We start from the raw sequence: 26,399 nt of genomic DNA on the forward strand, positions 1-26,399 counted from the left end.
TGGCCGGTCGAGCTCGGCCGCGAAGAAAGCCGACGCCGCCTTCAAAATCTCGTTCGCCCGACGCAGTTCGGCGTTCTCCCGACGCAGCCGCTTCAACTCCGCCGACTCGTCCGTGCTCACCCCAGCCCGTTGGCCGGCGTCGACCTGAGCCTGGCGGACCCACTTGCGCAGCGTTTCGGCGGTGCCGATGCCCAGCTTGTGAGCCACGGCGCCGATCGCGGCGTGCTCCGACTCGTAGTTCGGCCGCACCTCAGCGACCATCCGCACCGCTCGCTCACGCAACTCACGCGGATAAGGGGAAGGGCGTGACATGGCTCGATCCTCCACAAGAGGTCGGGCCGCTACCAAACCCGGGGCGGTTCAGACTGCTACCAGGCCTTTCCGCGGATCGGGGGCACGTCGAGGTCGGGCTCGTCGCCGCGGTGCTCGGCGAGGAGCTGCTGACGGATCGAACGCCAGGCGACGCGCTCCTGCCGGTGGGCGAGTTTACGGTGCGACTGGAAGGTGCAGAGCTGACAGCCGCAAAGGTTCGGGGCCTGAGCCGAGGGCTGCCGGTAGCAGCGAGTGCGGTCCCAGGCGGGCGAGGCGAGGTACTCGTCGATGTCGCAGGGGCCGGAGCCGTGTCGGTGGATGTCGGTAAACCAGTAACGCAAGTGCGGATCCAGCTGCTGCACTCGCTCGGGTCGGTGAACGTCGGTGCGGGCCATGTGACGACCGCCTTCCGGCCGCCCGCGCTCGGTGCGCGGGACTTAACGCCTGGGTGGCATGTGGATCACCTCCAAGGGGTGGGGCGGACGCCTGGTATGCGAGTGGTGGGGGGCGTGCCCGGCTCCCAGCTCAGCTGGGGGAACACCCGTTACAACTTTTTGGGTTGCGCCGTACATGTTAGGCCCAGGCTCCGACAAGATTTGACCACCTAGCTGCAGCCGGCGTCCTCATCTACCAAGCAAGTTGCGAGCTGGCGATAGCCGGGGAGCAGAGGGACACCGGACCTGTACGCCGGTAGCGGTGGGCCGGCTGCGCGGCACGGGCGTGCACGACTCGTGGCTAGTGGGGCATCTCGTTCATTTGCTGCTCCCGCTGACCTTGCCGCAGGCACGGCGGTTCGTTCCCCTGTTCGACCCGAAGGCGGACAGGCGCCCATAGGTCTCCTGGTTCAGCGCGTTGATGGAGGCCCGAGCGGCGTACAGAACGTCGTACCCGGCTGACATAGTGGCCAGCGGCCTCGTGACGGTGGCGACGGCCATGAGGATGTGGGAGTTGCGGGGGTGGGGGAGTTGATGACAGCGACTGTGCCGCTGGATGCGATTCAGAGCGACCGGGCTGCCGGTGTACTCCTCGCTGCGGCGTGCGGTGACGCGCTGGGCGTGCCGTACGAGTTCGGACCGCCGCTTCCGGCGAACGAGCAGACGGAGATGCGCGGTGGGGGACTCGGCCCGTACGCGCCGGGTGAGTACAGCGATGACACCCAGATGGCGGTGTGTATCGCGGAGGTGTCCGCGACCGGGGCGGACCTGCGCCGCAGCGACTCCCTCGACCGCATCGCCGGCAACTTTCTCCGGTGGAAACGGGAGGGCGCCAGCGACATCGGGGCACAGACCCGCACGGTCCTGGACGCGGTCTCGCACGTGAGCGGACCGGGCAGTGCCGCGGCGATGCGAGACGCAGCCGCCGATCTGCACCGGCGGACTGGCCGCAGCGCCGGTAACGGGTCGCTGATGCGCACCGCGCCGGTTGCGCTGGCCTATCTCGGCGATCCGGAGGCGCTCGCGGAAGCCGCCCGCGCAGTCAGTGAACTGACCCATTACGACCCCCTGGCCGCGGACGCGTGTGTGCTGTGGTGCGCCGGGATCCGCCGGGCGGTTCTCGACGGGACCTTCGACGGGGTACGCGAGGGTCTGGACCTGCTGCCCGCGCAACGCCGTGACCGATGGTCGGGCTGGTTGGCCGAGGCGGAGTCCAAGCCGCCGGAGCAGTTCCGACCCAACGGGTTTGTCGTCCCAGCCTTGCAGGCCGCCTGGTCGGCGATCACACACACCGATATCCCGGACCACAACCCGGGCCACGGCAGCTTCCCCTGCCAGCATCTCGAACGCGCCCTGACGGCAGCGGTGCGCGTCGGCGACGACACCGACACCGTCGCGGCGATCGCCGGGGCACTGCTCGGCGCCCGATGGGGCTCGTCCGCGGTGCCACTGGCCTGGCAGCGCGTCGTTCACGGCTGGCCGAGGCGGCGCGCGGCGGACCTGCTCCGCCTGAGCGTGCTGACCGCCCAAGGCGGCCAGGCCGGCCATGGCGGTTGGCCGGGCTGCGCCCGCGCGCCACGGCAAGCAGTTGCACCGTTGATGCAGGCACACCCGCACGACCCCGGGGTGATCCTCGGCAACCTCCACACCGACGCAGCCGCAGCGCGCGCCACCGCGGTGATCTCCCTCTGTCGCGTTGGCTGTGACGATTTCGACGACGTGCCCGTCGCGAACAGGGTCGGGGCGTGGCTAGTCGACCAGCCCGGCGCCAACGCACACCCGCACTTCGTAGTCGATCAGGCCGCCCGCATGCTGCTCGAGCTGCGCAAGGAGGGGCATGTCGTGCTGCTGCACTGCGCCGCAGGCCAGAGCCGCACGCCGGCGGTCGCCGCCCGCTACACAACCTTGACCACCGGCACACCGGCGCGCGCCGCGCTGGCCGAGCTGCGCGGGCTGCTCGAGATGCACGGCTGGACACTCAACCCGGAACTACGGCAGGTCGTCGAACAGCTGTGACGCGCTACGCCGCGGCTGCTGTAGGCCGCACAGGCACAGGCGAGAAGCCGGCTGCAGGCGAGGCGGACCTATGGCCCGGCCCATGGAAGGGAGCGGCCCACACCACCTGCCGGAACAACTTTGGTGCGGCTGAGGGGACCGCCGGCCCACGGAGACCGGGATCCCGGGGGGAGCGGGATGGGAGCAGATGGGTGCACGCAACGACAGCCAGCTGCACCCAACGGCACCGAACAGCAGTGAACGGCACTCGGGATGCAGCCCACATCGGCCGGGCCACCCTTCTGGCCGATGTGGCGCGGCCAGATCAACGGTGGTGTCCGCTCGTCATTCCCGCCACCCAATCCGTACTACCGGCGGCCGCGGTGAACACCGCCATGACCACATCCGTACGGCGTGCGCGCCCGGCCGACGTTCCCGACGTCACCGCGCTGCTGGTCGACGCGCTGTCCCGGGACCCAGTCGCCGAGTGGCTGGTGCCGGACGCCGACAACCGACCGGACGTCCTGCACCGGCTCCTCGCCGTCGACGTCGACCACGCCATCGAGACCGGCCACGTCGACGTGGCGGGGGACTGGTCAGCGGTCGCGGTGTGGCGGCGCCACGACCTGGACGCGCAACAATGGACGCTCGGCGACTAACCTGACCACGTTTGCGGGCCGGGCGGTGGTTCCCCGCTTCGGCGAGCTCAACGCGGCGATGCTCAGCTACCGGTCCGACGCGCCGCACCACTGGCTGTCCTGGCTGGCCGTGCAACCCGGCTACAGCTGGCCCGCCGCCGACGAACTGCTGCGCTACCACCACCACGTGGTCGACCAGACCGGCCACCCGGTGCACGCCGTCGTCACCACCGAAGGCGCCCGAGACCTGCTCTGCCAACACGGCTACCGCCCGGATCTTCCACTGCACCTGCCCAGCGGGCCGAGGCTCTGGCCTCTGACCCGCGCTGGCGGGCCGATCCAGAGCAACAGCTCCAGCTAAAGCTCCTCCGGTGAAGCCCGGCCGCCCTACCTCGGCGGCCGGGACGCCAAGGTTCCGCACGGGTACCATCTGAGTCCGGCCACGTGCGCCCCTGGTCGGACGTCGACCACAGCCTGCCAGTGTCGTGTTTGGTCTCGACTGCTGGCACCATACGCTGTGGAGAAGGTTAGCTAGTCAGGCTGGGCGAGGAACTTCGCATACTCATGCCGCGCCTGCCGTGTGCCTTCGTTGTCTGTGCCGTGCACCCGCTCTCGGTGGGCAAGGGCCTCCTCGAAGAGTCGCTTCGCTTGAGGTCGATTGCCTTTCTGGCGGTGGTATCGCGCGAGGTCCCAGCGTGCGTCCAAGATCTCCAGGTGGTCGGCGCCCAGTGCACGCTCGAGGTCCGGCAGCAAAGCCTGGAGTGCATCGATGGCGCTGTTGAAATCGCCGGTTAGGGCGAAGTACCTGGCCAGGCTGCGGCGGGTTTCGAAGGTGTTCGTGTGGTCCTTGCCAAGGGCCCGTACTTCGTCCGCCAAGATATTCTGCGTCTGGCGTAGGGCTTCAGATGGCTCTCCCATTTTGGCGATGATGCCTGCGATCGCGCCTCGAGTGGCCAGGGTATTCATCGCCTCGGGCCCCAGATATCGCTCCCGGTCGGCGAGGATGCGGCGGAAGCAGGCAAGAGCTCCTGGAAGATCGCCCCGGCGCCCCATGCACGAGGCGATATTGTGCCGAACGACCTGCAGGTACTCGTCGTCGGGCGGCAATGTGCGTTCCGCTTCTTGGAGCAGTGATTCGAAGATTGTTTCTGCTTCGTCAACGCGTCCGGAAAGCATCAGGTTGACGGCGAGCTGATGCTGTAGCCACCGGTTATCCGCAGCGCTGTTGTGAGTGGCTGACTTGTCGAATTCGTCCTTGAGGAGTCGGATCGCCATTGCGTAATCTCCGCGGTCAGCCATCGCGGTCGCGCGTGAGCCCACGTCGTCAACCGTGCCGGATTCGACTGCGGCATAAAACGCCGTTCGCGCCCGCCAATATGCCTCGTATGCAACCTGCCACGCTTGGGAACTATTCGTCCTCGTGAGAAGGATGTTCCACGTTTCCGTTGGGATCGGTTCGTGCTCGGGCCGATCTATGAGGTAATCGAACGCAACGTAGGTGGAACCCGCGTCGCAGAGGCCCGCGGGAATGAGGAGACTGCTCGCTCCATGTACGGGTCGCAGGGCCCATGCCCATGCTTCGTCTACCGACTCCGGTCTAAGTGCGGGTCCGCCGCGTGCGGCTAGGTAGTGATGGTGCAACTCCAGCAGCAGGTCGTGGGGGACTGGGTCGCTCAGTCCGGCTCGACGGCAGTCGACGGCAGCGGCCACAAGCGCCGCCCCGCGGGCGTGCGAACCTGGTGCCCACGCGTTACGCCAGTCACTCAGAAGTTCGGGACCTGCAGCGAGGCTCTCCGCGACGCCGAACGTCTTCGCATGCTTCAGGGCGAGTGCAATTCGTGGATCCTTCTCAGCATAGGACGCCGCATGCGAGAGCTCTTCCTGTGACCACAACCTGTCCAGCCGGATGATGTAGGCACCGCGCAAAATGTCTCGGCTGGCTCTCCAGAAAGCGCGGCCTTGGTCATCGAGAGAGTCTTCCGCTCGCGAAGTGAAGCGTTCGTATTCGGGGGTGCGTAGTGTGGCAATGATGCTGGTGTGCCATCGCGCTGATGTCGTGACGCTCGCTACCATCGCCAAGGTAAGGCCGCTTGGTCCCATGAACCGCTCGAGGTCGTCAAGCCATAGGACGCAGCGACGCGAAAGGGATAGTTGAGCCGCGACTGCGGGAAGCGATTCTCGTCCCGACGGAACGGCAAGCAGATGGTCGGGAAATTCCGCCCGGATCGCTTCGAATGCCGCCCGAGATTTCCCTGCGGTCGACTCACCCACGACAACGATCATGGGTTCTCGGTGTATTGCTTCCCTGAGTGCCTTATCGATGTCTCGCGGGATGTAGGAGGTAACATCAGCGAGGGTCCCTTGGGAATTGTCGGAGCGGGCCTCAGCTGGATGGACGCCAAGCACGATTGGGTTCGTGACGTCGCCAACCCTCGGAAGTCTTCCGGTCCGATCTTGGACAGCAATGCGGTCAGGAAGTTCTCGCCGGAGCGTGCGCTGGCGGTCAATCCATCTGCTTGCGTGACCGGCTGCGACTCCGGAAACGGCTGCGATGCCTCCGCCTGTCAATGCCGCAAGTGGCGCGGACAACCACACTGATGCAAGTGCCGTGCCACCGACACCTGCGGCTCCGCCTACAGCCAAAGCAAGCCAAGCGCCCAGCAGTCGCCATGATTGTCGCACGAAAGAAACCTCTCCTGCGGAGAAAGCGGATCATGACCAGCAGGCCGCTGGCCTAGATCACCTTCCGTCATCACGCTGAAACTGATCGTCTCATGGCAATGCCACCGGCGACACGTTCAGGACTATCCGATTACGTGCATGTCCGGCTCGGAGGTGGAACTGAGTGTGCGCACGTCCGGCGGTGATGCCGGTACGTGACCGTTCGGCTCTCGCATGTTGCCCTGATCCCTCGTCGGCGGCTTCCAAGTATCGGTACGCCGGCGAATACGTCGGTCAGGTGGATCACGCCCGCGCGCGGGGAGCGGGGTACTGGCCAGGACATCGGTAGGGAGCAGACCGGCTCACTCGCGGTTGCGCGGGGAGCAGTTGAGCGGCGACAGGATGGCCATCTGTACCGTTCGTCGGCGGCATGATGCTCACCGATGGCACCGAGGCCAAAGTCGCCCCCAGTTACCAGGTCGGCTCGGCGCTCGGCCTGGCCGCGATGACCGCGGTGGCCTGCGCCGCCCGCGCCGACCAGCTCGGCGACCTGCCCGCCCTCACGGACGGCTAAGCCGCTCTCCTTCATCGGCGCCGGAATCGCCGCCGCCGTGGGCGCGCGGTCACCGCCGAGATCACCCTGCGCGGCCCACAGCGACAGCCAGCCGACGACGCCGAACCCCGTGAGCGTCGGCTGATCCGAACACACACCATTCACCGCCCACGGGGGGGCCGGTGGGTCAGCCCGAGCCTGGCTGACCCACCGGCGTCGACCTGCGGCGAGTGTCCACCTGGTACCGGTATGCCTCGGCCGGCGGCACCGGCCACCGCGCGGGATCGCCGCGTGGACCGGCTCTACCAGCGAATGTTCCTGCGCAGCTCGGTCACCGCGGCGTGCAGCGAGGCGAGTCCTTCCCCCACATCCGCGTCGTCGGGTCCGTACTTCCGGAACAGCCGATGCGCCCGCGCCTCAATGGGCGGGAAGGAGGTCAGCAAGTTGCTGGAGGTGAGCCAGTTCCGATCGCCTATCTCGAACTGTCGGACCAGCGCGTTGAAGTCGGCGATGCACTCGTTGACCTTGATGATCTTGTCCGCCCGCCGGCCGCGGGCGTCGTTGGCCGTTGTGAGCTCGGCGACCGCCGTGCGTAGGGCCGCCGCCTCCTCGACGAGCGAGCGGTCGGCCGCGGCGCTCTGGGCCAGCAGGTCCGCGCGCCGGAGCAGGTGCGCGACCTGGGCGACGGCCTCGCGGATGCCCGGCCACGTCTGGGGGAAGTCGATGTCCGACACGCAGGCCAGGGCGCACACCGCCCTGGCCTCGCTCAGCGAGGCGGCGGTGTGCCGTTCGTCGCGCTTGCGGGCGCGGCCGTACCATACGGCCGCCGCTCGGTAGTCCTCCGCTTCGAGGGCGCGGTTCCCGTTCTCCATCTCCTCCCGGCACAGCCACGCCAGCACCCTCTGCAGAGCGGCCAGAGTGAGGGCCGAGCCGGCGAGCGGGGTGCGGCTGTTCGCCGCGAGGACGCGTTCACGGGCGTACGTGAGGCGCTGGTCGAACGTCTCGTCCCCGGCCAGCGTGCCCGTCAGCCCCTCAAGGATCGTCACGGCCTGCCGGGGATTGCCGTCGCGCAGTTCGCGGCGGGCCTCCTCGATCGGGCGGTCGGTGAGGTGCCGCCGGCAGGCGTCCAGCATCTCGTCGACCGTGCTCACCGCCTCCGCGCCCTGGACCGCCCGCCGCGCACGGGTGAGCTCGGCGATGGCGCCGTCGAGATTTCGGAGCCGCACCAGGCAGCGCGCCTTCCAGAGCCACGCCCGCAGGTAACCCGGATCGAGTTCCAGCGCCTTGTCGGCCAGCCCGATGGCCGCCTGGAACTCGCCGGCGTCGTGCCGCTCCCGGGCCCGGTCGACCAGCCGCCGCACCTTCTCGACCGGGTCGTCCGCCGGCCGCGCCCCGCCGGCGGCCAGGTCGAAGTTTAAGATCGCCGCGTCGTCGCTCCAGGCACGCCGCTCGTCCCGTCCCGCGAGGCCGGGAGCATCGTCGTCGGACCCGGTCATTGCCGGGCCCTTCCACCGCGGAACCTCTCGGCGGCGGCCTCGACCGCCGCGATCTCCTGGGCGTGCCCGATCTCGGCGATCTCCAGGATCATCCGCCGCAGCTCAATCCGGTGCAGGTCCTCGCCGGCATCCTCGTCGATGTCGAGCTCCGGCGCCGGCAGGCGGTCCAGCATCGCCGCCGGCTCGGGCACAGCCGGCCCGGGAATCGCCCCCATCATGCCTCCGTCTCCTTCAGGCGAGCGCCGAGCAACGCCAGCAGCGCGGCTTCGCCCTCCTCAATCGCCCGGGCCCGCTCGGTGAGTGCGGCGGTGTCCTGCGCGAGCTTGCGGGCCAGGTCCGCGGCCTCGGCGGCGTCGCCGCCCAGCGCGCCCTGGACGTTCTCCAGCTTCGCGGTGAGCAGCTCGGCGCGTTCGCTCAGCTCAGTCACGGTCGGTGCCGTCCCGGGTGCGACGCCGTCGGCCGGCGTGTCCCGGTTGGGCGCCCGGCCGAACCGCCTTTGGTGGCGGCGCGCGGTCTCCGGGTCCGGCGAGGCGGCGCCGGGCCCGGCCAGCCGGTGCAGCAGCGCGGTGTATCCCTGATCCCGGACGCGTTCCCGGTCCTCGTGGTCGCGGACGATCCGGAGCACCTCGGGCCGGCGTACGCCCAGGATCTGCGCGGCCCGCAGCTCGGCGACCGCCTGGCGCCGGCCGTGGGGGTCGCCAGCGGCGAGCCGGTACCGCAGCATGCCGACGAGCAGGTACGGGTCGGCGAACTGCCGGTCCAGCCGGACGGCGCAGGCGAACCGGCGCGCGCAGGCCTCGACGAAGGCCCCCGCCTTGGCCGGGTCGACGTCGTTCTCGGTCCACATCCGCATGACCGCCAGCGCCCGCAACAGGTAGATGTCGCGCAGGCTCTGCCGCAGCTCCTGGCGCGCCGGGGGCTGGTCGCCCAGCGCGCTCAGCTCCTCCAGCCGACCCGCCAGGTCGTCGCTCGGCGGCCCGGGCCAGTCCTCCCGCACCGGGCCGCGTGGATACAGCACCCGCAGGCATTCGGTGAGCAGGTCGGCGACCCGCCGGGGCGAGCCGGGCTCGTCCTCCAGCCACGCGACCAGCGCCAGCCCGAGCTTGGCCGACACGAGGAGGTCGCCACTGTCGGCCGCCTTGGCCAGCTCCTCGAACTGCCGGCGGGCGGCCGGCAGATCCCGGTCGAGCAGCGCCCGCGCCCCGATCACCGTGTGCCGGCTGCGCAGGTCCACCGGGATCCGGTCGCTGAAGTCGCCGAGCTGCTCGACACGGTCGAACAGGTCGGCGGCGGCGTCGACCCGGCCGTCGGTGACCGCCTGCGTCGCCTGCTGGAACAGGACGATGCCGTAGAGTCGCCGCGCCTGGCCGATGTCCAGCCGGTTGCGGCGGGCGAGCGCCGCCAGCACCGGCTCGGCGCCGTCGAAGTCGCGGCGCTGCACCCGCAGGTAGGCGAGAAGGTACGCGACCGAGGGGTCGTCCGGTTCCTCCCGGTGCAGGGCGGCCAGCCGGTGCTCCGCCTCGTCCAGCTCGCCGAGCTGATATAGGCCGTACCCGATGAAGAACCGGGCCTTCACCCGCAGGGCCTGCGGCAACTGGGCCTCGACCCTGGTCAGGCCGGTGACCGCCGCCTTGGCGTCGCCGGCGTCGAGCAGGCGGACCAGGTCCTCGTACTCCCGGCGCCGGCTAAACGGCACCCGGAAGGCGCGTTGCGTCAGGTACAGCACGGCGGCCAACACCACCAGGGTCAGCGCCCCGGCGAGCAGGCCCCTGACGCCCGGGCCGGGGGCCGCCGGGGCCACGGCCGGCGAGGGGGTCACCACCGTGCCGGTCCCGGCCAACTGCCGGCCGCCGCCGCGCAGCACGACCTCGTAGCGGCCGGGCGGCAGCGACGCGCCGGCCGGCAGCTGCACGAGGACCGTGGCGGCGGGGGCCGGCGACGGCGGCGCGGCCGCCGCGGCCGGTCCCGCGACGACCGCACCGGCGAGCGCCGCGAGCGCCACGATCAGACCGCGTCGAAATCGTCCAGCCATCGCTGCACGGCTCCCTCCGCGAGATCCCCGGTCGCGACCAGCGTCGGGATGCGGCGCCGGGCCAGCGCCTTCACCGCCTCGGCGTTCGTGTGGTTGCCGGCCTGCCGCCACAACCTGGCGGAGCGGAGCAGGATGGTCAGCCGCGCGGCGTCGCGCTCGCCGGCGGTGTAGAGGGCGTGCAGCGCACCGTCGTAGTCCTTGCGGTGCTCGAGCACCTCCGCTTCACGGATCCACAGCTCGGCGCCCCGCGTCTCGAGCGGCTGCAGGTACCGTAGATCGTCCAGCAGCCGCGAGCCCCAGGTGTCGCGGTCCTCGGGCTGCTGGCTCCACAGTCGCCACAGCACGTCGCAGCGCCGGTGGCGGTCGGCCACGAAGGTCTGGTCCGGGGTCAGCGCGATCGCCTCGTCCAGATGATCCAGCGCGGCGGGGAGATCGCCCGTCTCGGCACTGATCTCGGCTGCCAGCCGGAGCTGCGCGATCCGCTCGCCGGCGTCGCGTCCGGCGCCCCAGCCGAGCACCGTCAACGCCGCCGCCGGGTCGGCCGTCCGCAACTGTTGGGCGAGCCCGGCCAGGTCGGTCGCCGCGCCGATCGCCCGGCGCAGGTTGTCCGCGCCGGCCGGCCGGGCATCCACGGTGTGGTCGCGGTACCGCCGGATGGTGGCGAACAGCGTCCCGATGGGCGGGCAGTCGTGCAGGAACGGCTCGATGTCCGACGCCGCCGGGCCCGTCCGGAGCAGCGCGCCCCGCGCCTGTGCTTCGAGGAGGTCCTCGCCAGCGGCGACACCGCACCCGATCGCCAGCGCGGCGAGGGTTCCCAGGGCGTACATGTCCTCGATGCGGCCGTCCGAGGGCAGGCCGCGGATCACTTCGGGTGCGATCACCGCGAGCGACTGCCAGTCGATGCCGGACAGGTCGTACGCGGACGACAGCCGGACCGGAGGGCAGGGCGCCAGCCACACCGTGGTCTTCGCCCCCTGACCGGTCAGCAGCACGTCGGACGGGCTGAGGCTGACCGACGCGAGCCGGCTGCCGTGCCAGACGTCCAGCGCGTCGCAGACCGCCGCGACGAGCGTCAACCGTTCTATCCACAGTGGCCGTGCCGCGAGCTCGGAGCCGAGCGTCCGGTAGTCGCCCGGCGCGTCGTACTTGATGCGGTAGGCCTCTGGGGCCGCGCCGTCGGCGACCACCGCCAGCGTCCGGGGATGGTTCCGGGCACGCAGCTCGGCCAGCCGGGTACGGAAGCCCTCGTCGCACAGCCGCGGGTCGATGTCACGCACGAGATGGCCGCCGTCGCGCCGCAGCACACCCCGGCCGGTACGCCCCAGAACCTCGCCCGGCGGGGCCGGGTCGTCGGCGGTCATGGCCGCTTCACCCTCGTGTAGACGTCGAACAGGGTGTCGCCCAGATCCTCGGTGTCGTCCGAGTCGGCGCTCACGGCCGCGACGAACGCCAGATACGCCGCCCGCAGCTCGGCCTGTGGCTCGGGATCGAGCTGGGGGATGTCCTTGTACGACCGGCGGGCGACCATCCGGTAGTCGGCCGGTGTGCCGTCCGGCGGGGGCGGGAGGACCTCCTCGGCCGGCTCGGGCTGCCGCTGCGGCGGCTTGGGCATCCCGGCCATCGCGTCGTGCAGCCTGGCCGAGCTCGCGTCGAGCTTCGCGGCGTCGATGTGCGCGCTGCAGCGCAGGTCGGCCTCCCACACGTTCCCGTTGTTCACGCAATGCACCTTCACCCGCAGCAGGCCGTTGGCGTCCAGCCCGAAGGTCACCGCCAGATCCCAGTAGCCGCGTTCCTTCGGCTCGGGGAACGTGATGGGCACCTTCCCGACGAACTCGTTGTCGATCGCCGTCGGCTGCTCGCCCTGAAAGACCTGGATGGCCAGTTCGGTGTACGGGCCCGCGTTGGTGTAGTGCTCGGTGGCCTCGGCGGGGATCCGGCTGTCCTTGTGCAGGATGACCGAGAAGCGGTCGTGGAGCGTACGGACGCCGAGCGAGTGGCTGGTGACGTCCTGCAGCACGACGGCGTCCTCGGCCGGCGCGGCCTCCCCGGCCCGGTCGATGCGAATCTCGTCGCCCTCGTACGAGCCGGACGCGGCGAACTCCCGGGCCAGCATGCCGGCCCCTCGGGCGACGACCTCGTCCGGGTCGATGTCGATGCGTACGCCGCGCAGCGGCAGGCCGAGCCGTTCGGCGAGCATCGGCCGGACGCACGCGATCCTGGTGGAACCGCCGACGAGCAGCACCTCCTCGATGTCGTCGAGTTCGATGCCGTTGCTCTGGTGGGCCGACTCGAGCGCGTCGTCGAGACAGGTCATCGACCTGTCCAGCAGGTCCTTGATCAGCGATTCGAAGGTGGCCCGGCTCAGCGGGATGTTGGCGCTCACGTCGGCCGTGAGGTACGGCAGGTCGAGCACGGTGGTGTTGGCACTGGAGAGCTCGCGCTTGCGGACCTCGGCCTCGCGCTTGATCCGGCGGCGCGCCTTCTGGTCGCCGCTGAGGTCCACGCCGTGCTCCTGGCGGATCTGGTCCAGCGCGTACGTGACGATCCGGTCGTCGAAGTCGCCGCCGCCCAGGTGCGGGTCGCCGCCGGTGCCGACCACGCTCACGTTGCCGCGCCGCACCTGGATGATCGACACGTCGAAGGTGCCGCCGCCGAGGTCGTAGACCACGTACGTCCTGGTCCGGTCGTCGTCGGCCTTGTCGGCGCCGAAGCACACGGCGGCTGAGGTCGGTTCGTTGACGAGCTTGCGGACGTTGAGCCGGGCCATCCGGGCGGCCTCCTCGGTGGCCCGGCGCTGCGGTTCGCGGAAGTACGCCGGAACGGTGATCACGGCGTCGTGCACCGGCTCGCCGATGTGGTCCTCGGCCTGGCGCTTGAGTTCCATCAGGATGAACGCGGAGATCTCCTGCGGCAGGTGGTCCCGGCCGCGGAACCGGACCCGCGTGGGAACGCCCGGATCGTCGGGGCCGGTGGGCTGCCGTTCGAACGTACCCATCGAGCGTTTGATCTCGATGATCGTGTCCTCGGGCTTGAGCACCATGCTGTTCTGCGCGGGCCCGCCCACGATCACCTGTCCGTCGCGGTCGAGCCCCACCACGGACGGGACCGTGCGGTAGCCGGCCCGGTTCGGTATGACCACGGTGTCCTTGCCGTCCCAGACGGTCACGGCGGAGTACGTGGTGCCGAGGTCGATCCCGATCACCCTGTGAAAGCTCATGACACTCCTCCTCGCGTCGCCGGCTGATCGGCCTGGATCTCCACCTGCGCCGGCCGCAGCGGGCGCTCGCGCAGCTGGTAGCCCTGCTCCACCACCCGGACCACGGTGTGCGGACGGGCGAACGGGAACGGTGAGTCGTGCGGGTCGATGACGCCGACGCAGCGGTGCCGCTCCGGGTCGAAGGCGTCCTCGCCGACGGTGATCGCCACCACCTCCGCGCCCATCCGGGTCAGCACGCCGCGCAGCGTCGCGGTGAGGCCGCGGACGTGTCCGGCGATCCGCTGCGGGTCGCCGAAGTCCGCCTCGGCGAGCATCGTCTCCATCGCGTCGAGCGGGCCGATCAACTCGGTGCACAGGTCGCGCAGCGCCTGGTAGGCGATGACCGTTTCGAGGTCCTGCCGCAGCGCGTCCATGGCATGGCCGACCGCGGTCGCGGCGTCCCGGATCGTCCGGTCGAGGTGCCGCACCTCTGCCAGGAACGTGGTGTTGTCGTCGAGGATTTCCTCCAGCTGCCGCCCGATCGCGTCCAGCCGCCGTCCGATCTGGTCTTCAGTCATGGTGGCCGGCCTCTCCTCGGTCGTCGAGCAACGGGTGCCGGGTCAGGTCGGCGGCGAAGTCGACGCGGTCCAGGTCGGACGCGGCGACGAGCGGCACGCCGGCCGCGTCGAGGTGGTCGGCGACGGCCGACCGCAGCGCCGCCACCAGGTCCGCGCCATCCGCGAACATCGGCGCCGCGGCGGCACGGACCGCGAAGAACCTGAGGTGCTGGTTCTCCCGGTCGTACCTCTCCCGCCGGGCCGGCCGGGCCAGTTCCTCACCGGCCGCGTTGATGGCCTTCTGGCGTTCGATCAACTCGTCGCGGTTCGTGGGCTGGCGCCGCTGCTGTTCGCGCAGCTGCTCGATGAGCAGGTCGCGTGCCTCCCGGATCTCGGCGGGACGCGCGTCCGGGGCGACACCCAGGACCGAGTAGAGCGAATCGGTGTTGATCTCGACCATGAACATCAGGCCGCTCCTTCCGTCGCCTCGGTCACCCGGCGTAATCGTGCGATCTCTTCTTCCAGGCGACCGACGTCGCGGCCGAGACCGCGGGCGCGGGCCAGCGCCACGGCGTGGTCGAGGTGGGCGATCGCCGCGCGCACGCCGCCGCTCGACCGGTCCTCGCTTATCCGGGTCGCCGCTCGCCGCCAGAGGTCGCGCACGTGGCGTTGTACGGCGGCGTCCCCGCCGTGCAGCCCGCGGACCGCGCCGCGCAGGGCCCGGGTCTGAACGTCGGTGTCCACGGCGCCCAGCCGGTCGGACAACACCGCCACGGCCCGGTCCGGGTCGCCCCGGGCGTCCAGCCCGCGCGCAACGGTGATCACCGGCGCGACACTGCGCGGGTAGCGCGCCATCGCGTCATGGCCGATGGCGACGAGGTCCGCGCCCTCGGTGGCGCCGATGTCCGCCCAGGCGACGTCGTCGATCACCCGCGTCAGCAGCTCCCGGATCCGGGCGCGCAGCGGGTGTGCCTCGTCGCCGCCGTCCAGCACGGCCTCCGCGGCGGTCGCGTACGCGTCGGCCGTCCGCCCGGTCCACATCAGCAGCCGGGCGTGCGCCACCCGCAGGCCCGGCCGGTCCGGCACGGCACGTACGACCGCCTCGACATCGGCCAGCAGACGCTGGGGGTCGGGCAGGCCGGCCGGGGTGCTGCCCTCCCAGCCCGCCGCGAACTCGGCCGCGGACTGCTCGAGGATCTCGGCCAGCCGGACGTCACCGGTCAGGATCTCCTGTTCCACGCACAGGTCGTGCAGGCGGTCGAGGGGCAGCGCGAACTCGTGGCGGACCACCGCGCAGAGCAGCCGCCGGTGCCGCGCCGACTTCTCGCCGCGCAGGGCGAGGGAAATCTTGTGCAGCACCAGGACCCGCCGTTTCGCCTCGTCCAGCAGGCGGTCGGCCGCCGGTTGCTCACGTTCGAAGTGCGCGTCCCCGCTGGCCGCCTCCGCGCAGGCCCGGGTCACCCGCTGCCGGGCCAGCTCGCAGAAGGTCCGGGCGCCGGCCCACTCCTGCGCCCCGACGGTGTCGGTCAGGTGGCGCAGCATCAGGTCGCGTGCCGCGGCGAGAGCCTCCGGGCCGGCGCCGGGCTCGACGCCCAGCACGTGCCAGGGTGAGCGGAACCGCAACCGGACGTTGAGGTAGTACAGGTCCCAGTGCCGCAGCCACACCTCGGCCCCGTCACCCGCGGCGATCCAGCTGGTGATCTCCTCGACGGAGGGATCGTCGCCGCCGGACTGTCGCAGGCTCTGCTCGGCGAGCGAGCGGTGCAGGGCGACGCGGTCGTCCACCAGGTGTCCAGGGTCGCCGTGCCCGGCCGCGTGCAGGTAGAGCAGTTCCGCGGCCCGTTCCCAGGCCGGGCCGTACGCCGCCGAACGGGTCCGGGTCGCCAGCAGCGCGAGGTCGACGGCGACCGCCACGCTGAACGGGTCCACCGGGATCGTCGCGCGCCACAGCAGACCGGCTTCGTCGAAGCGCTCGGCCGTCCAGGCGCGGCGCGCGTACGCGTCGAGGATCGCGATCCGCAGCGCGGCGAAGCACGGCAGCGCCCGCAGCTCATCCGGGTACTCGTCAAGCATGCGGATCGCCGCGACGGCGTCCAGCCGGTCCGGGCCGAACCAGGTGAAGTGCAGCGCGCACACCGCCTCGGCGGGCACGATCCGGCCGCCGACCAGGCGGACCACCTCGGCGGTGAACGCGTCCCGGTCACAGTCGCCCAGGTCGAGGACGGCGAGGAGCATCCTGACCGCCGGGTGGGAGCCCGGCAACCGGTCGCCGGCCTCCGCGAGCGCCTCCCGGACGTCCGACGGCGCCGTCCCGCACGCGAGCATCAGGACCGCCGCGGTGGCGATCTCCGACGGTCCCTCGTCACCGCCGGGCGCGGCGCGCAGGTACTTCCGCGCCCACGCCGCGTTCGGCGGTTTCCGGGACACCTGCTCGGCCAGCAGCGCACGCCAGATCTCGACCGGCAGGTCCGCGGTCAGGTCCACGGCGCCCGCCTGCCTCCGCCGCCGGGCAGGTCTCGCGGCGCCGTCCGGCGCCTGCGCGCCGGCGGCGAGCGCGTCGAACTCGCCGATCGCGGCGTCGATCGCCGACGCATCGCCGCCGGCGACCGCCGCGAGGAGCGCTGCGGCGACTTCGCGTTCGGGCCGGCCGAGGTCCAGCAGCGCGTACGCCATGAGCAGTGGCGCCCGGGCGGTGCCGGGCGCCAGCGCGTACGCCCGGCGGTAAGCGGCCAGCGCAGCCCAGCGGCGGGACTCCCGGTGCAGGGCCCGGCCCAGATGCAGGTGCGCCTTGGCGGAGAACGGATCGTGCCCGATCGACCGCCGCAGCCGCGCGATCGCCTCCTCGGGCGGTGTGCCCGGGATCAGCGCCAGCCGGAACTCCGCCTCGGACAGCGCCAGCCGGACCTGTGGTACCCGGGGGCGCTGCTCCAGGCTGGCCACACGATCCAGCAGCCCGGCGCGATCCCGCATCATGCGCGGTCCTCGTACAGCTCGACCTGTCGCTCGCGGCACACCGCGACGCGCCGCCCGTCGCCGGAGATCGCCGCCGCCGTCGCCTCGGGCCAGAACATCACCTGGGTCCGGTCCCGCCAGTACGCGCAGCCGTCCACTCGGCGGGTCACCAGCCGGAGCCCGGTGGCGTCCGCGGACAGCAGCCGGTCGCCGGCTGGCAGGGTCAGATAGGGCAGGTGGCGGTCCACCTCGTCGACCTGGAGCAGGCGGGTGGCCGCGGGGCGGTCGGGCGGACCGGAGCGGATCAGCAGCAGGCAGTGCTCGTGGCCGCTGTTCGGCCACAGGGCGAAGGCGCCGGGCAGCGGCACCGGCTCGCTGCGTGCCCCGTCCACCCGCAGGCCGGCGACCGCCTCGTCGGTGAGCAGGACCAGGCGCCGGCCCGCGTACGCGATGTCGGCGAGCGTGCCGGCCGCCGGCTGCGGACGGCCGTGCAGGTCGCCGCCGGCCAGGTAGAAGTCGATCCGCCCGGACAGCTCCGCGACGGCGAACCGGTCGCCCCGCTCGGGCACGGCGATGCGGTGCACACCACCCTGCACGGGCACGAGTTCCCGGCGTTCCCCGTCGTCGCCGATCCGCCACAGCTCACGCTTCCAGCTGCCGGCGATCAGGGCGTCCTGGACGTAGCGCAGGTCACCGACCGTACCGTCGAGGCGGAACGAGGCCGCCGGTTCGGGCCCGCCGGCGAAGGACCGGACGGCGCCGCCCCAGCCACCGATCGCCAGCCGGCCGTCCGCCGCGGTCGTCACCCGGCGAATGTCGATACGCTCGTGGTCCTGCCACGGCATCCGATCACCGCGCATGCTGCGGAGCCGGCCGGCCCGGTCCCAGGCCACGATCCCGTCCTCGGCCAACGGCCACGCCGCCCGGGCGTCCACCCGCGACACCGCCACCCGGCTCAGATCGGATGACGAGGGCTCCGGTCCGGGCGCCGGGCGCGCGCCGAACTTCCACCCGCCCAGGCGGCTCAGCGCCGCCACGGCCGGCGCCACCTTCTCGGGCGTCGCCGTACCCGTCCCCTCGACCTCCTCACGCAGCGCGTCCCGCACGAAGATCTGCAGCGTCGCGAGGTCGCCGGCAGCGGCCTCGGGCAGCTTGGCCGAGCGCAGCAGCGCCTCGGCCAGCGCGTCGAGGGTCCCGGTCGCGTCGGAATCACCGAAGGTGTCCCGGTAGATCAGCGAGACGAGGCCCTTCGCGGCGCGGCGGACAAGCAGCAGCGCGAGCCCGGGATCGTCGAGGCGGGCGAGGGCCTCGTCGTGCCAGCGCCGGATCTCTCCGGCGCCGGGCAGCGCGGGCGGATCGGTCAGCGCACGCTCCAGGGCACCCTTGAGCTGCCGGTACGCACCGAACGGGTCGCGGCTCAGATCGAAGTACGGCAACTGCCTGAGGTACGCGGGCAGTTCGGCATCCGCGCGTTCCAACCAGACCGGCACGATCCGGCCCCCCAGCCCGGCCGGGTCGGCGGCGAAGGCGTTCTGGGCCTCGAAGCCGGCCCACGGCCCCCGCATGTACGCCGGGGTCAGGCACAGCAGCACGTGAGCCGAGGCGTCGAGCGCCTCGGCGAGCTGGAGCGGCAGCGGCCGCAACTCAATGACGTCATTGCGGTCGAAGTACACCTGGAAGTTGTCGGCCTCGAGCTGCCGGACGAAGCTCTCCACCCGCTCACGATCCACGCTGGCATAGCTGACGAAAATGTCGTAACGCCTGGCGGATCCGTGCGGCATGAATGAACCCCCTGATCAGAGGCCCCGATGTCGAGCGTGATTCGGACTTTACACTTTGGGTGACCTGACGAGAACGGTCAGAAATCGGACTGACATGACTCGATGACAGTCTTCGGCTAGGACGCCGATGTCACCCCGGTGTGAGCGTGCCCGACCGGTCGGGCGGGTCCGGAGCCAGTACGAGCGGGCGGCGATCGCCAGCGAGACTTCCGTACCCGACGAACGCCGGTCCCAGAGCAGAAGACCCCGAGCCGGGCTGCGCGACGGCGCGATGCCGGGCTACTTCGACGACCGCGACGTGCTCGGCCTCGTTCCGGTAGCCGTGGCGCCGACCATGCCCCGGCGAGGTTTGACACGGGTCGAGGGGACGTCCGCCTAGTCGCCGTCGACGGGAAGGCCAGAGTCTTCCGATGGCGGCACCGCGGCAAGCGGTTCGCCTACGCAGTCGCGGTTGTGGCAGTCATGTTTTCCTCGGCGCGGTGCTGCCCTCCGATGACGGCGTGACGGCGGCTATCGCACGCCTCTCCGTCGCCGCGCTGCTGGGCGGGGTAGCCGTCGGCATATACGTCGCCTGCCGGCACCCGGCCACCGGCCCTGCGATCCCGCTTCGCCGACGGTTCCGGATCGCGCGCCCCTCGCCGCGGCGTCTCGTCGGGGCGGCGGTGACGGTGCTGTTGGCAGCTGTCTTCTCCGGCGTGCCGGTGGCCGGGCTCATCGCCCTCGTCGCCCTGGGATACGTAGTGCGTTCGACGAGCGGGGAGAATTCGGACTCTTTGCCCAGTCGCTGTTCGCGTTCTGGCTCGTCATCGTCGCCGCGCTGGGTGTCATGTTCGACCGGTTCGCGCGACGGCTCCGGATGCGAAACGCCTGGGAGGCGATCGAGGCAGACTCCCGGCCCCACATTCTCTACCTTCTGCGCACGGGTCCCGCACAGTCCGCCCGGAGTCCAACGCGCACAGCCTCTAGCGGACCGACGGCGATGAGCGGAGGCAAGTACGGTGCCCAACCGCCAGCGGTCTCCAAGGCGCCATTACCAGCGATGCGGCGTCGATGGCGCCACACATCCGCTTCTGCCGATGACCGTGCATCCGATCATCGCCAGGGAAGGTGGCTCTACGGCTTTGGTGCGCTGAGATCGATGGGCGGGCCGAGGTCGACCATTCCGCCGATTCTGGCGACGATGCTGGATCCAGTGCATGTCGCGCTGGCGAAAATCGATGACGGTCTCCGGAGCGTGCCACCTTGGTGGATCTCGATTTCGCCATTGCCGGATGTGTCGAGTAGGTGGGCGGCAAGGCAGCCGACACTGTTGGCGTTCGCGATGTCCTCGTTGACGCCGATCGCGGGGGCGAACATCCGGGCCGCGGCCGTTCGTGCGGTCGGCGACAGTGCGTAGGTGAAGCATCCGAGGTACCCGAGTCGGCGACACTCGGTTGCCAGCCGATCGAAGTCGGGCTGCATGGACAGCAGCGTCAGGTGATCCCGGACGGGGACGAGAAGTCGTGGCGTGCCGGGCGAGGCGACCCGTATGTCGGCGGCGATGTCCGCTGGTTGCAGGTCGAGGGCCGCGATTATGCCGCCGGCAGTGGCGTCGGCGTAGTCCGCCAGGGCGATGACGCCTTGGTCGAACCAGACTTCGATGCCGTTTTGGCGGCGGATGGTGGTCGTGGCGAAGGTGCGGCGTGTGGTGCGCAGGCTGCCGTGGTGCTCGGTGGCGCCGCTGCGGTGCAGCAGGACGGCTTGCGCGGCGATGATGCCGTGGCCGCAGTTCGTGAGTTCCCCGGCGCTGGTGAAGAAGCGCACCATGGGCGCGTCGGCTGTGCTGGTGTCGATGAATGCGGTGTGGGAGGTGCCGGTCCTACGGGTGATGGCGTGACGGTCGTCGTCGGTGAGCGTGGCGTCGTCGATCACGACCGCGGTGGGGCTGCCGCCTCGCCCGTGGCGGGTGCAGGCGTTCACCACTGCCAGCGGTGGGCTGGCCATCAGGTGGGTGTGACGTCGGCGAAGCGGGGAGCACCTGCCTCGGGGTCGACGCGAGCGGCGCGGGCGGCGAAGCAGATCGCGTGGTACCACCCGCACAGCAGGAGCACGTCGAGCAGTTGCCGCTCGTCGAAAGACTCCTGCGCGGATCGCCACAGTGCGTCGTCGACGTCGGACGAGTCGTGCAGGGCGTCCACCATCCGGATGAGCGTGGCTTCGCGGCCGGCCGTCCAGCAGGGATCGTCTGGGGAACCGCAGGTGAGCGAAGTGAGTTCGGCCGGCGTGAGTTCGGCACGGTCAGCGAAGACCATCACGTGGACGCCCCACTCGTATTCGCAGCCGCAGCGCGCACAGGTGCGCAGGATGACGACCTCCCGCTCGCGGAGTGTCAGGGTCAGGTCGCGGCCGAGTTCGTATCTGCCCCAGTTGCTCATCGCGATGGTCATCGGCAAGTTCCTGGCGAACGTCCGGAACAGGCCGATAGGAGGCACGCCGGCAGGCATCATCGTGGCGAGTTGTGCCTCCACGTCCGGCGTGAACGGCGGTTCGAGCGCCAGGATGCGAGCCATGGCCTCCTCCAGTGATTCGGATTCAGAAGCACCGTAGCGATTCGGTTCACGAAGCGCCAGAGGTGGCGCTTCACGGCTTCAGTGTTCGCCGTCCTCGCCCAGGGCCGAGGCCCACGCGTCGGACCAGCGGGCGAGCGGGCGCAATGCCTGGTAGACGCCGTGGCCCAGGTCGGTGAGCGTGTAGGCCGTGTCCGGCTGCTGGGTGACGAGGTGGGCGTCAAGGAGTTCGGTCAGCCGTTGCCGCAGGACGCTGGAGGACATGTTGTCGCAGCGCTGCTGCAATGCGCGGAACCCGACCGGCCCGTGCTGCAGCTCCCAGACGATGCGCAGGTTCCAGCGGCGGCCGAAGAGGTCGAGGGCGGCCATGAGGGGTCGCCCGGTGCTCGATCCGCGTACCGGCCGGCCTGGCCTGGGTGCCGTCATCGCCTATGCCACCCCTCTTGATGCTTCGGTCTTCGATACAGTAGCGTCCGGTGAGTTGATTCGATTTCCGAAGCGGCAGGGGTGGCTTTGTGAGGCGTCTACACGCTGCGCTGTGCGACCGGATGGGCATTGATCTGCCGATCGTGCAGGCGCCTGCGGGTTCGGCTGCGGGACCGGCCGCGTCCGAGGCAACCTCGCCCACGCGCCTCCCCGCCGCCCGGCTTATCCACGACATGGCCGAGCGGGCCGCAACCATGGGCGGCCTGCTGCACAGGCTGGCGGTGTGATGACCCTTCCGTCCCTGCCGGAAGAGGACCACCACTGTGAATCGTGTGGTCTGCGATACGGCGACCTGACCACGTCTGCGGCCCTCGGGCTGATCCGCAGCTATCCCACGCGGTACCGGCGCCGGCTGCAGCACCTGCCCGTTGACGTCCTGCGCCGACGGCCCACGTCCGGGGCGTGGTCGGCGCTGGAGTTCGCCTGCCATGTCCGCGACGTCTACGACCTCTACGACACCCGAGTTCGCCGCACGCTGACCGAGCACGAGCCCACGCTCGAACCGATGCGCAACGACGAGCGTGCCGAGCAGCGCGCCTACAACCAGCAATCGCTGGCCGCCGTTCTGCTGGATCTCGAACGTAACGTTGACCGGTTCGCCGCCCTCACGAGCGAGATCAGCGAACCGCAGTGGAGCCGCTCAGCCGTCCGGCTCCCTCGAGAACGCCGCACCGTCCTGTGGATGGTTCGGCAGGCCGCGCACGAAGGGCTACATCACCTCCACGACATCGGCGCGGGCGCAACCGACAAGGCAGTGTTGTTCGACGTCGACGGCGTGCTCGTCGATTCGTACCCCGCGTACCGCCGGATCTGGAGCCGATGGGCAGACCACCGCAACCTCGATTCAGACATGGTCTGGTCGCACACCCACGGCCGCCGGCCCGTCGACACCATTCAGGTAGTAGCACCGCACCTCGATGCCGCCGCCGAATACCGGCTCATCAGGGAATTCATGGCCCGCGAAGGCGACAGCTTTCCCGTGTACCCCGACGCCGCCGCGGTGTTGCGCCTGTTGAAGGACCGGCGGTGGGGCGTCGTCACCTCAGGCCGAACGCCCACGGTCCTGCACCGCTTGCGCGCAGGCGGGCTACCCGATCCTCCGGTCCTGGTCGACAGCAGCCAGGTCCGACGTGGCAAACCCGATCCGGAGGGCTACCGACGCGCGGCACAACTCCTCAACGTGCCGGCGCCCGACTGCCTGGTGATCGAGGACGCTCCCGCCGGCGTAGAAGCAGCTCGAACTGCAGGCATGACGGTGATCGCAGTACGCACCACCCACCCCGACGACGAACTCGCCGGCGCACACCACCGCGCCGACACCCTCAGCGACGCCATCCCGCTCATCACCGACTGGCTGGACAGGACGCACCCATAACCAAAGGAACCGAACGAGTGTCGACTCTAGGCATTGGATCATGTAAACGGAGGTTGTCATGCACAAGCTGGTCGTCCTGTATCCCAAACCCGCCGATCCCGACCACTTCCGCGACTACTACGTGACCAACCACCTCCCGCTGGTCACCCGCCTGCCCGGCCTGCTCGCGTGGCGCTACAGCTTCGACGTGGCAGCGACGCAGGGTCAGACGCCGTACTTCGCGGTCTTCGAAGCCGAGTTCGCTGACGCTGCGGCAATGACCGCGGCGAGGGCGTCTCCGCAGGGCCGGCAGGTGGCCGCCGATGTCGCCAAGTACGCCACCGGTGGTGCGGTCGTCATCCACTATCCGGTGCAATACGGCACCGGCTGAGCCTGAACCCCGGCGGATGGCCCTCGAGCCGCGCCCGGCCCCTACAGCGAAGGAAGGCGAGCGCCGACAACCGGAGCGACGTGATGGTCCGGGAAGTAGCAGTATGCCCGCAGATGGGCATCGCCGTCGCAGGCCCAGCCGGCGCACGGGTACTCCTGGGCGGCGACGGTGACCGCACGCAGTTCCTCGGTGTTGCGCGGCTGACGGTAGAGGAGCTCCTGCTCGTAGTCGATGTCATCGCCGTACAACACATGGCGCGGCGCGTGCAGCCGACCAACCCCAGCAGTCGTCCGTCATGGCGCCGTAGAACGGGCCGGGCACGTTGCGCCAGCTGTGCTCCTCCCACTTGCCCTGGAACGTCACATCGACACCGGGCCACAAGCTGCGCATGGTAAGCCGCTTGATCAGCTGCGCGGACATGCCGCTGACCGTGCGTTACGCAGCGTGACAGCCGGTCGGTCAAGACGACGCGCGATCTTGCCGCTGAGCGAGCTACGAGTCCGACTGAGTCGGCCGAGTGACGAGCGAAGGCGAGTCGTCCGCAAGCCGGACACGCCTTCGCCACCGGTAGTGGCGCCGGGCAGCGACTGTGACGGCCACGGCAACGAGCAACACGGTGGTGCCCTTCCAGGCACGCTCGAACCACGATCTGTCGTTGCCGAACGCCGCATCACCGGCCGTCATCAGCCATAGCCCCACCCACGCCCACTGCCAGCCGCGTGGCCGGGAGAATCTGTCGGGCGAGTTGGAGAATGCGGCGGACACCGCAGTTGCGGCGCCGACGACGACGATCAGCGGTACTCCGATATGCCAGGTGGCCTCCCACAGCGACACGAACCGATCATGGCACCCCGTCAGCTTGAATCACCAGAGCCGTTCCTCGCCTAACTCCTTGCGGCGGAGGTGGCACCCGTGGCCCGAGAAGACCAACGCCCGCACATGCCGCTGACCGCGCGTCGGCCCCGCCCGGCGCAGTGCGCTGTCGTGCCGAGAAGGGTGCGTCTACAGTCCGAGGCCTGGTCGATGATCGGAGTGCTGTTCCGTATGACAGACCGAATGGCGGCAGTCACCGAACTCTGGGAGGAGCACATGCAGGCTGCCTTCCCTGGCCGGCTGAGAGGTGCTGACGTGGCTGGCGTCGAGATGGTGATGCTTGACGCGGGTGTGGCTGGCTGCGTCAGTATCTGGCTGCGCAAGGGCGAATACATCGACGACCAGCGGTGGGACTATCTTGCGACGTGCGAGCAGCAACTCATCCGGGTCATCCCGGAGTTGGACGGCCACGAGGCCGCCTACTACCAGAGACTGCTGGACATGACGATATTGGTCCTCGGCTCGCCGGGCGACCGACCGTCCGGCTGATCGGTGTTCACGCATCTGCCGCGGACAGGTCATCGCAGTGCGGAGACCGAGCGGGCGCGAGGAGGCGGAGCGGGCCCAGCGGGGCGCCGAGTTGTTGACCAACAGACGTCCGTCGGTCACCATGCTGCGCATGCCCCATCAGTCAGCTGACCCGAGCACCTGCGCAGTCCGGATGCCCGCTCGGCAATGGCGGAGGGTCAACCGCGTCCTCGACAACGTGGTCAACGTCGAGGCCGAGAATGGTGACCCGCACGGTCTGGTAGAGGCCGGAGTCCAGATTCTTCGAGAAGGCTGGCGCCAGACCTCTGGTTGGACTCCTGAAACAACAGGCTCCACCGATTGGCCTCACGACGATCAAGAAGTGACAGTGTCGCTGAATGGCGCGCAATGGACATACGTGATTTCCTGCCTGGACCGGTGGGGCAACGTCGAACGCAGCTTGGGTAAGAACACGGCTACCGAATTGCTCCTGATTCGGGACCTCGTGATCAGCCAAGCGGAGGCTTGTCTGCCAGGACAGCTCTGAACTTGGCGTTTCCGACCGTGCATCACGGATGCACTCATCTGCCGCAGTCAGAGCGTCGACTACGGATTACTTGCGCAAACCTCTCCATCGGGCTCCATCGACCGCAGCACCTCCACGGGCGTGCGGCCGGTTGCCATAGCCAGAGCAGTGATTGCCGTCGCGGCGAGGGCGGTGAGGTTCAGCGCAAGGGCCAAGCCGTCCTCGCGGACCGCAGCGTCCGTAATGTTGTAGACGTCGGCGTCCTCGTTCGCGAGGTACGCTGCCACGCTGCTGACCGCAGCTCGACGCGCTTCGTCGCCGGTACCTCGCCGATCGCGTGCCACGGATCGAGTATCCGCCAACGGGCTGAGCACGCGTGAGATGCCCGCTTCTGCCGCGACGCGCGCGTTCGACCATGCTCTCGGCCGTCCGACTCTGCCGAGTTGAGTGCGTTGACCGACGTCGAGATCGCGGCAGGTTCAGCCAAGCTGGAACCGCTGTAATCCGGTGCGGCCGAGAAGGGTGCCGGTCGCTTCGGCCATCGCCTGAGCGGCCGGACCGATGCGGTAGCCAGTCAGCCGTCTGCCATTCTGATCTTTGACCTGAGCCGGACGAGTGGTGGCTATCAGCACCGACCGAACCGCCCGTGTTTGCCGCAGGAGGACCTGGTGTGTGTCGGCACCGACTTCGTCCTCGAACCAGCGCACGGCCAGCCTGCCGGCATCAAAGTATGCACCGCCTTCCGGGTGCTGGTACCCAGCGTCGTGATCGCAGTACGTACCGCCGGGGTCATGTCGGCGCGCCGAGCGCAGGAGTTGAACAATGGCAGCGACCGGTGGCCCGTCCGGCAGTGGGACGCCGTCGGCAAGCGTGACGGTTGATGGCAGGCTTGCGCCGATCGGCAGGTGCAGGAACGCCTGAACTCCCCGGCCGCCGCAGGCCATCGCGTTTGCCAGCGAGCCGTGCAGGTGGACTTGGTGAAGTCCCAGCGGTCCCGGCTGCGAGCACCGCCACGCGGCGCCAGGGAACGTGTCGCGCAACGCCAGGTCGAACCCGTCTTCGTCCTCGGGCAGCAACCAGGTTCCGACATTCATGGTCCTGGAGCCTGCGTACGCCATCACCAGACGGTATGTCATGCCGATCGCCCA

Annotated in this window: 27 protein-coding genes and 1 pseudogene; 9 read left to right on the forward strand and 19 right to left on the reverse strand. The window is 70.0% G+C overall.

Annotated features, from left to right (window positions below; translation table 11 throughout):
* Positions 1–312: pseudogene (locus IEY96_RS16855) on the reverse strand (transposase); the annotation flags it as partial.
* Between the two features lie 56 nt (positions 313–368).
* Positions 369–707 carry a hypothetical protein gene (locus tag IEY96_RS16860; protein ID WP_189195760.1) on the reverse strand — a complete coding sequence of 113 codons (339 nt, stop codon included), beginning with the start codon at positions 705–707 and terminating at the stop codon, positions 369–371.
* Positions 708–1,280: 573 nt separating this feature from the next.
* On the opposite strand from IEY96_RS16860, the gene IEY96_RS16865 reads away from it, so the two are divergent.
* From IEY96_RS16865 to IEY96_RS16875, 3 genes are all read left to right on the forward strand, one after another.
* Positions 1,281–2,762 carry an ADP-ribosylglycohydrolase family protein gene (locus tag IEY96_RS16865; RefSeq protein ID WP_189195761.1) on the forward strand — a complete coding sequence of 494 codons (1,482 nt, stop codon included), beginning with the start codon at positions 1,281–1,283 and terminating at the stop codon, positions 2,760–2,762.
* Between the two features lie 374 nt (positions 2,763–3,136).
* On the forward strand, positions 3,137–3,400 hold the full coding sequence (locus IEY96_RS16870) for a hypothetical protein (protein WP_189195762.1): 264 nt from the start codon (positions 3,137–3,139) through the stop codon (positions 3,398–3,400).
* Positions 3,401–3,425: 25 nt separating this feature from the next.
* Positions 3,426–3,740 carry a hypothetical protein gene (locus IEY96_RS16875; protein WP_189195763.1) on the forward strand — a complete coding sequence of 105 codons (315 nt, stop codon included), beginning with the start codon at positions 3,426–3,428 and terminating at the stop codon, positions 3,738–3,740.
* A gap of 170 nt (positions 3,741–3,910) precedes the next feature.
* Here IEY96_RS16875 and IEY96_RS16880 read toward each other — a convergent pair whose 3' ends face one another.
* Complete coding sequence (locus tag IEY96_RS16880) at positions 3,911–5,650, reverse strand: tetratricopeptide repeat protein (protein ID WP_189195764.1); 1,740 nt, start codon at positions 5,648–5,650, stop codon at positions 3,911–3,913.
* A gap of 820 nt (positions 5,651–6,470) precedes the next feature.
* On the opposite strand from IEY96_RS16880, the gene IEY96_RS16885 reads away from it, so the two are divergent.
* Positions 6,471–6,614, forward strand: a complete 144-nt coding sequence (locus tag IEY96_RS16885; protein WP_189196207.1) for a hypothetical protein — start codon at positions 6,471–6,473, stop codon at positions 6,612–6,614.
* A 281-nt stretch (positions 6,615–6,895) separates the two neighbouring features.
* Here the strand turns inward: IEY96_RS16885 and IEY96_RS16890 are convergent, their stop codons facing one another.
* The 12 genes from IEY96_RS16890 to IEY96_RS16945 all read right to left on the reverse strand — a co-directional run bounded on the left by IEY96_RS16890 (position 6,896) and on the right by IEY96_RS16945 (position 21,579).
* The gene (locus IEY96_RS16890) at positions 6,896–8,089 is read right to left on the reverse strand and encodes a tetratricopeptide repeat protein (protein ID WP_189195765.1); all 1,194 of its coding nucleotides are present in this window, start codon (positions 8,087–8,089) and stop codon (positions 6,896–6,898) included.
* Positions 8,086–8,307: a hypothetical protein gene (locus IEY96_RS16895; protein WP_189195766.1), complete on the reverse strand. Its 222-nt coding sequence runs from the start codon at positions 8,305–8,307 to the stop codon at positions 8,086–8,088. Before IEY96_RS16895 ends, IEY96_RS16890 begins: the two co-directional genes overlap by 4 nt.
* Positions 8,304–10,121 (reverse strand): tetratricopeptide repeat protein, encoded by a 1,818-nt coding sequence (locus IEY96_RS16900; protein ID WP_189195767.1) that lies wholly within the window; start codon positions 10,119–10,121, stop codon positions 8,304–8,306. The genes IEY96_RS16895 and IEY96_RS16900 overlap by 4 nt, the downstream gene beginning before the upstream one ends.
* Positions 10,094–11,482, reverse strand: coding sequence for a protein kinase family protein (locus IEY96_RS16905; RefSeq protein ID WP_189195768.1), 1,389 nt, complete (start codon positions 11,480–11,482; stop codon positions 10,094–10,096). The genes IEY96_RS16900 and IEY96_RS16905 overlap by 28 nt, the downstream gene beginning before the upstream one ends.
* A complete protein-coding gene (locus IEY96_RS16910) occupies positions 11,479–13,338 on the reverse strand; it encodes an Hsp70 family protein (RefSeq protein ID WP_189195769.1) in 1,860 nt (619 codons plus the stop codon). Before IEY96_RS16910 ends, IEY96_RS16905 begins: the two co-directional genes overlap by 4 nt.
* Positions 13,335–13,895: a nucleotide exchange factor GrpE gene (locus IEY96_RS16915; RefSeq protein ID WP_189195770.1), complete on the reverse strand. Its 561-nt coding sequence runs from the start codon at positions 13,893–13,895 to the stop codon at positions 13,335–13,337. Before IEY96_RS16915 ends, IEY96_RS16910 begins: the two co-directional genes overlap by 4 nt.
* Entirely contained in the window at positions 13,888–14,340 is a 453-nt protein-coding gene (locus tag IEY96_RS16920) for a hypothetical protein (protein WP_189195771.1), read from the reverse strand. The genes IEY96_RS16915 and IEY96_RS16920 overlap by 8 nt, the downstream gene beginning before the upstream one ends.
* Complete coding sequence (locus tag IEY96_RS16925) at positions 14,340–16,847, reverse strand: hypothetical protein (RefSeq protein WP_189195772.1); 2,508 nt, start codon at positions 16,845–16,847, stop codon at positions 14,340–14,342. Before IEY96_RS16925 ends, IEY96_RS16920 begins: the two co-directional genes overlap by 1 nt.
* Positions 16,844–18,607, reverse strand: coding sequence for a toll/interleukin-1 receptor domain-containing protein (locus IEY96_RS16930; protein WP_189195773.1), 1,764 nt, complete (start codon positions 18,605–18,607; stop codon positions 16,844–16,846). The genes IEY96_RS16925 and IEY96_RS16930 overlap by 4 nt, the downstream gene beginning before the upstream one ends.
* A gap of 1,113 nt (positions 18,608–19,720) precedes the next feature.
* Positions 19,721–20,590: a PhzF family phenazine biosynthesis protein gene (locus IEY96_RS16935; protein ID WP_189195774.1), complete on the reverse strand. Its 870-nt coding sequence runs from the start codon at positions 20,588–20,590 to the stop codon at positions 19,721–19,723.
* Positions 20,590–21,156, reverse strand: coding sequence for a carboxymuconolactone decarboxylase family protein (locus tag IEY96_RS16940; RefSeq protein WP_229791629.1), 567 nt, complete (start codon positions 21,154–21,156; stop codon positions 20,590–20,592). Before IEY96_RS16940 ends, IEY96_RS16935 begins: the two co-directional genes overlap by 1 nt.
* A 78-nt stretch (positions 21,157–21,234) precedes the next feature.
* Positions 21,235–21,579 carry a winged helix-turn-helix transcriptional regulator gene (locus IEY96_RS16945; RefSeq protein ID WP_189195775.1) on the reverse strand — a complete coding sequence of 115 codons (345 nt, stop codon included), beginning with the start codon at positions 21,577–21,579 and terminating at the stop codon, positions 21,235–21,237.
* A 122-nt stretch (positions 21,580–21,701) separates the two neighbouring features.
* Here IEY96_RS16945 and IEY96_RS16950 point away from each other — a divergent pair, with 122 nt between their 5' ends.
* From IEY96_RS16950 to IEY96_RS16960, 3 genes are read left to right on the forward strand one after another with little or no spacing between them, the layout of a single operon-like run.
* Positions 21,702–21,866 (forward strand): hypothetical protein, encoded by a 165-nt coding sequence (locus IEY96_RS16950; RefSeq protein ID WP_189195776.1) that lies wholly within the window; start codon positions 21,702–21,704, stop codon positions 21,864–21,866.
* Positions 21,866–23,014: an HAD-IA family hydrolase gene (locus tag IEY96_RS16955; protein WP_229791705.1), complete on the forward strand. Its 1,149-nt coding sequence runs from the start codon at positions 21,866–21,868 to the stop codon at positions 23,012–23,014. Before IEY96_RS16950 ends, IEY96_RS16955 begins: the two co-directional genes overlap by 1 nt.
* A gap of 58 nt (positions 23,015–23,072) precedes the next feature.
* Positions 23,073–23,384, forward strand: coding sequence for an EthD family reductase (locus IEY96_RS16960; protein ID WP_189195778.1), 312 nt, complete (start codon positions 23,073–23,075; stop codon positions 23,382–23,384).
* 234 nt (positions 23,385–23,618) lie between these two features.
* On the opposite strand, the gene IEY96_RS16965 is transcribed toward IEY96_RS16960, so the two are convergent.
* Positions 23,619–23,804, reverse strand: a complete 186-nt coding sequence (locus tag IEY96_RS16965) for a hypothetical protein (RefSeq protein ID WP_189195779.1) — start codon at positions 23,802–23,804, stop codon at positions 23,619–23,621.
* Between the two features lie 72 nt (positions 23,805–23,876).
* Complete coding sequence (locus IEY96_RS16970; protein WP_189195780.1) at positions 23,877–24,218, reverse strand: hypothetical protein; 342 nt, start codon at positions 24,216–24,218, stop codon at positions 23,877–23,879.
* Between the two features lie 189 nt (positions 24,219–24,407).
* Between IEY96_RS16970 and IEY96_RS16975 the strand changes: the two genes are divergently transcribed.
* Together IEY96_RS16975 and IEY96_RS16980 are read left to right on the forward strand one after the other, a co-directional pair.
* Entirely contained in the window at positions 24,408–24,746 is a 339-nt protein-coding gene (locus IEY96_RS16975) for a hypothetical protein (RefSeq protein WP_189195781.1), read from the forward strand.
* A 217-nt stretch (positions 24,747–24,963) separates the two neighbouring features.
* Positions 24,964–25,272 (forward strand): hypothetical protein, encoded by a 309-nt coding sequence (locus IEY96_RS16980; RefSeq protein WP_189195782.1) that lies wholly within the window; start codon positions 24,964–24,966, stop codon positions 25,270–25,272.
* 59 nt (positions 25,273–25,331) lie between these two features.
* Here the strand turns inward: IEY96_RS16980 and IEY96_RS16985 are convergent, their stop codons facing one another.
* On the reverse strand, positions 25,332–25,538 hold the full coding sequence (locus tag IEY96_RS16985) for a hypothetical protein (protein WP_229791630.1): 207 nt from the start codon (positions 25,536–25,538) through the stop codon (positions 25,332–25,334).
* A gap of 192 nt (positions 25,539–25,730) precedes the next feature.
* Positions 25,731–26,369: a hypothetical protein gene (locus IEY96_RS16990; RefSeq protein ID WP_189195784.1), complete on the reverse strand. Its 639-nt coding sequence runs from the start codon at positions 26,367–26,369 to the stop codon at positions 25,731–25,733.
* Positions 26,370–26,399: the final 30 nt, after the last annotated feature.

This window comes from Micromonospora fulviviridis (assembly GCF_014648395.1).
Taxonomy (GTDB): Bacteria; Actinomycetota; Actinomycetes; order Mycobacteriales; family Micromonosporaceae; genus Micromonospora; species Micromonospora fulviviridis.

What these genes read in the sequence shown, in the direction of transcription:
- IEY96_RS16860 (WP_189195760.1), bottom strand. Translation starts at nt 707, where the DNA reads ATGGCCCGCACCGACGTTCACCGACCCGAGCGAGTGCAGCAGCTGGAT.
- IEY96_RS16865 (WP_189195761.1), top strand. Translation starts at nt 1,281, where the DNA reads ATGACAGCGACTGTGCCGCTGGATGCGATTCAGAGCGACCGGGCTGCC.
- IEY96_RS16870 (WP_189195762.1), top strand. Translation starts at nt 3,137, where the DNA reads ATGACCACATCCGTACGGCGTGCGCGCCCGGCCGACGTTCCCGACGTC.
- IEY96_RS16885 (WP_189196207.1), top strand. Translation starts at nt 6,471, where the DNA reads ATGATGCTCACCGATGGCACCGAGGCCAAAGTCGCCCCCAGTTACCAG.
- IEY96_RS16890 (WP_189195765.1), bottom strand. Translation starts at nt 8,089, where the DNA reads ATGACCGGGTCCGACGACGATGCTCCCGGCCTCGCGGGACGGGACGAG.
- IEY96_RS16895 (WP_189195766.1), bottom strand. Translation starts at nt 8,307, where the DNA reads ATGATGGGGGCGATTCCCGGGCCGGCTGTGCCCGAGCCGGCGGCGATG.
- IEY96_RS16900 (WP_189195767.1), bottom strand. Translation starts at nt 10,121, where the DNA reads ATGGCTGGACGATTTCGACGCGGTCTGATCGTGGCGCTCGCGGCGCTC.
- IEY96_RS16905 (WP_189195768.1), bottom strand. Translation starts at nt 11,482, where the DNA reads ATGACCGCCGACGACCCGGCCCCGCCGGGCGAGGTTCTGGGGCGTACC.
- IEY96_RS16910 (WP_189195769.1), bottom strand. Translation starts at nt 13,338, where the DNA reads ATGAGCTTTCACAGGGTGATCGGGATCGACCTCGGCACCACGTACTCC.
- IEY96_RS16915 (WP_189195770.1), bottom strand. Translation starts at nt 13,895, where the DNA reads ATGACTGAAGACCAGATCGGACGGCGGCTGGACGCGATCGGGCGGCAG.
- IEY96_RS16920 (WP_189195771.1), bottom strand. Translation starts at nt 14,340, where the DNA reads ATGTTCATGGTCGAGATCAACACCGATTCGCTCTACTCGGTCCTGGGT.
- IEY96_RS16925 (WP_189195772.1), bottom strand. Translation starts at nt 16,847, where the DNA reads ATGATGCGGGATCGCGCCGGGCTGCTGGATCGTGTGGCCAGCCTGGAG.
- IEY96_RS16930 (WP_189195773.1), bottom strand. Translation starts at nt 18,607, where the DNA reads ATGCCGCACGGATCCGCCAGGCGTTACGACATTTTCGTCAGCTATGCC.
- IEY96_RS16935 (WP_189195774.1), bottom strand. Translation starts at nt 20,590, where the DNA reads ATGGCCAGCCCACCGCTGGCAGTGGTGAACGCCTGCACCCGCCACGGG.
- IEY96_RS16940 (WP_229791629.1), bottom strand. Translation starts at nt 21,156, where the DNA reads ATGGCTCGCATCCTGGCGCTCGAACCGCCGTTCACGCCGGACGTGGAG.
- IEY96_RS16945 (WP_189195775.1), bottom strand. Translation starts at nt 21,579, where the DNA reads ATGACGGCACCCAGGCCAGGCCGGCCGGTACGCGGATCGAGCACCGGG.
- IEY96_RS16950 (WP_189195776.1), top strand. Translation starts at nt 21,702, where the DNA reads ATGGGCATTGATCTGCCGATCGTGCAGGCGCCTGCGGGTTCGGCTGCG.
- IEY96_RS16955 (WP_229791705.1), top strand. Translation starts at nt 21,866, where the DNA reads ATGACCCTTCCGTCCCTGCCGGAAGAGGACCACCACTGTGAATCGTGT.
- IEY96_RS16960 (WP_189195778.1), top strand. Translation starts at nt 23,073, where the DNA reads ATGCACAAGCTGGTCGTCCTGTATCCCAAACCCGCCGATCCCGACCAC.
- IEY96_RS16965 (WP_189195779.1), bottom strand. Translation starts at nt 23,804, where the DNA reads ATGTCCGCGCAGCTGATCAAGCGGCTTACCATGCGCAGCTTGTGGCCC.
- IEY96_RS16975 (WP_189195781.1), top strand. Translation starts at nt 24,408, where the DNA reads ATGATCGGAGTGCTGTTCCGTATGACAGACCGAATGGCGGCAGTCACC.
- IEY96_RS16990 (WP_189195784.1), bottom strand. Translation starts at nt 26,369, where the DNA reads ATGGCGTACGCAGGCTCCAGGACCATGAATGTCGGAACCTGGTTGCTG.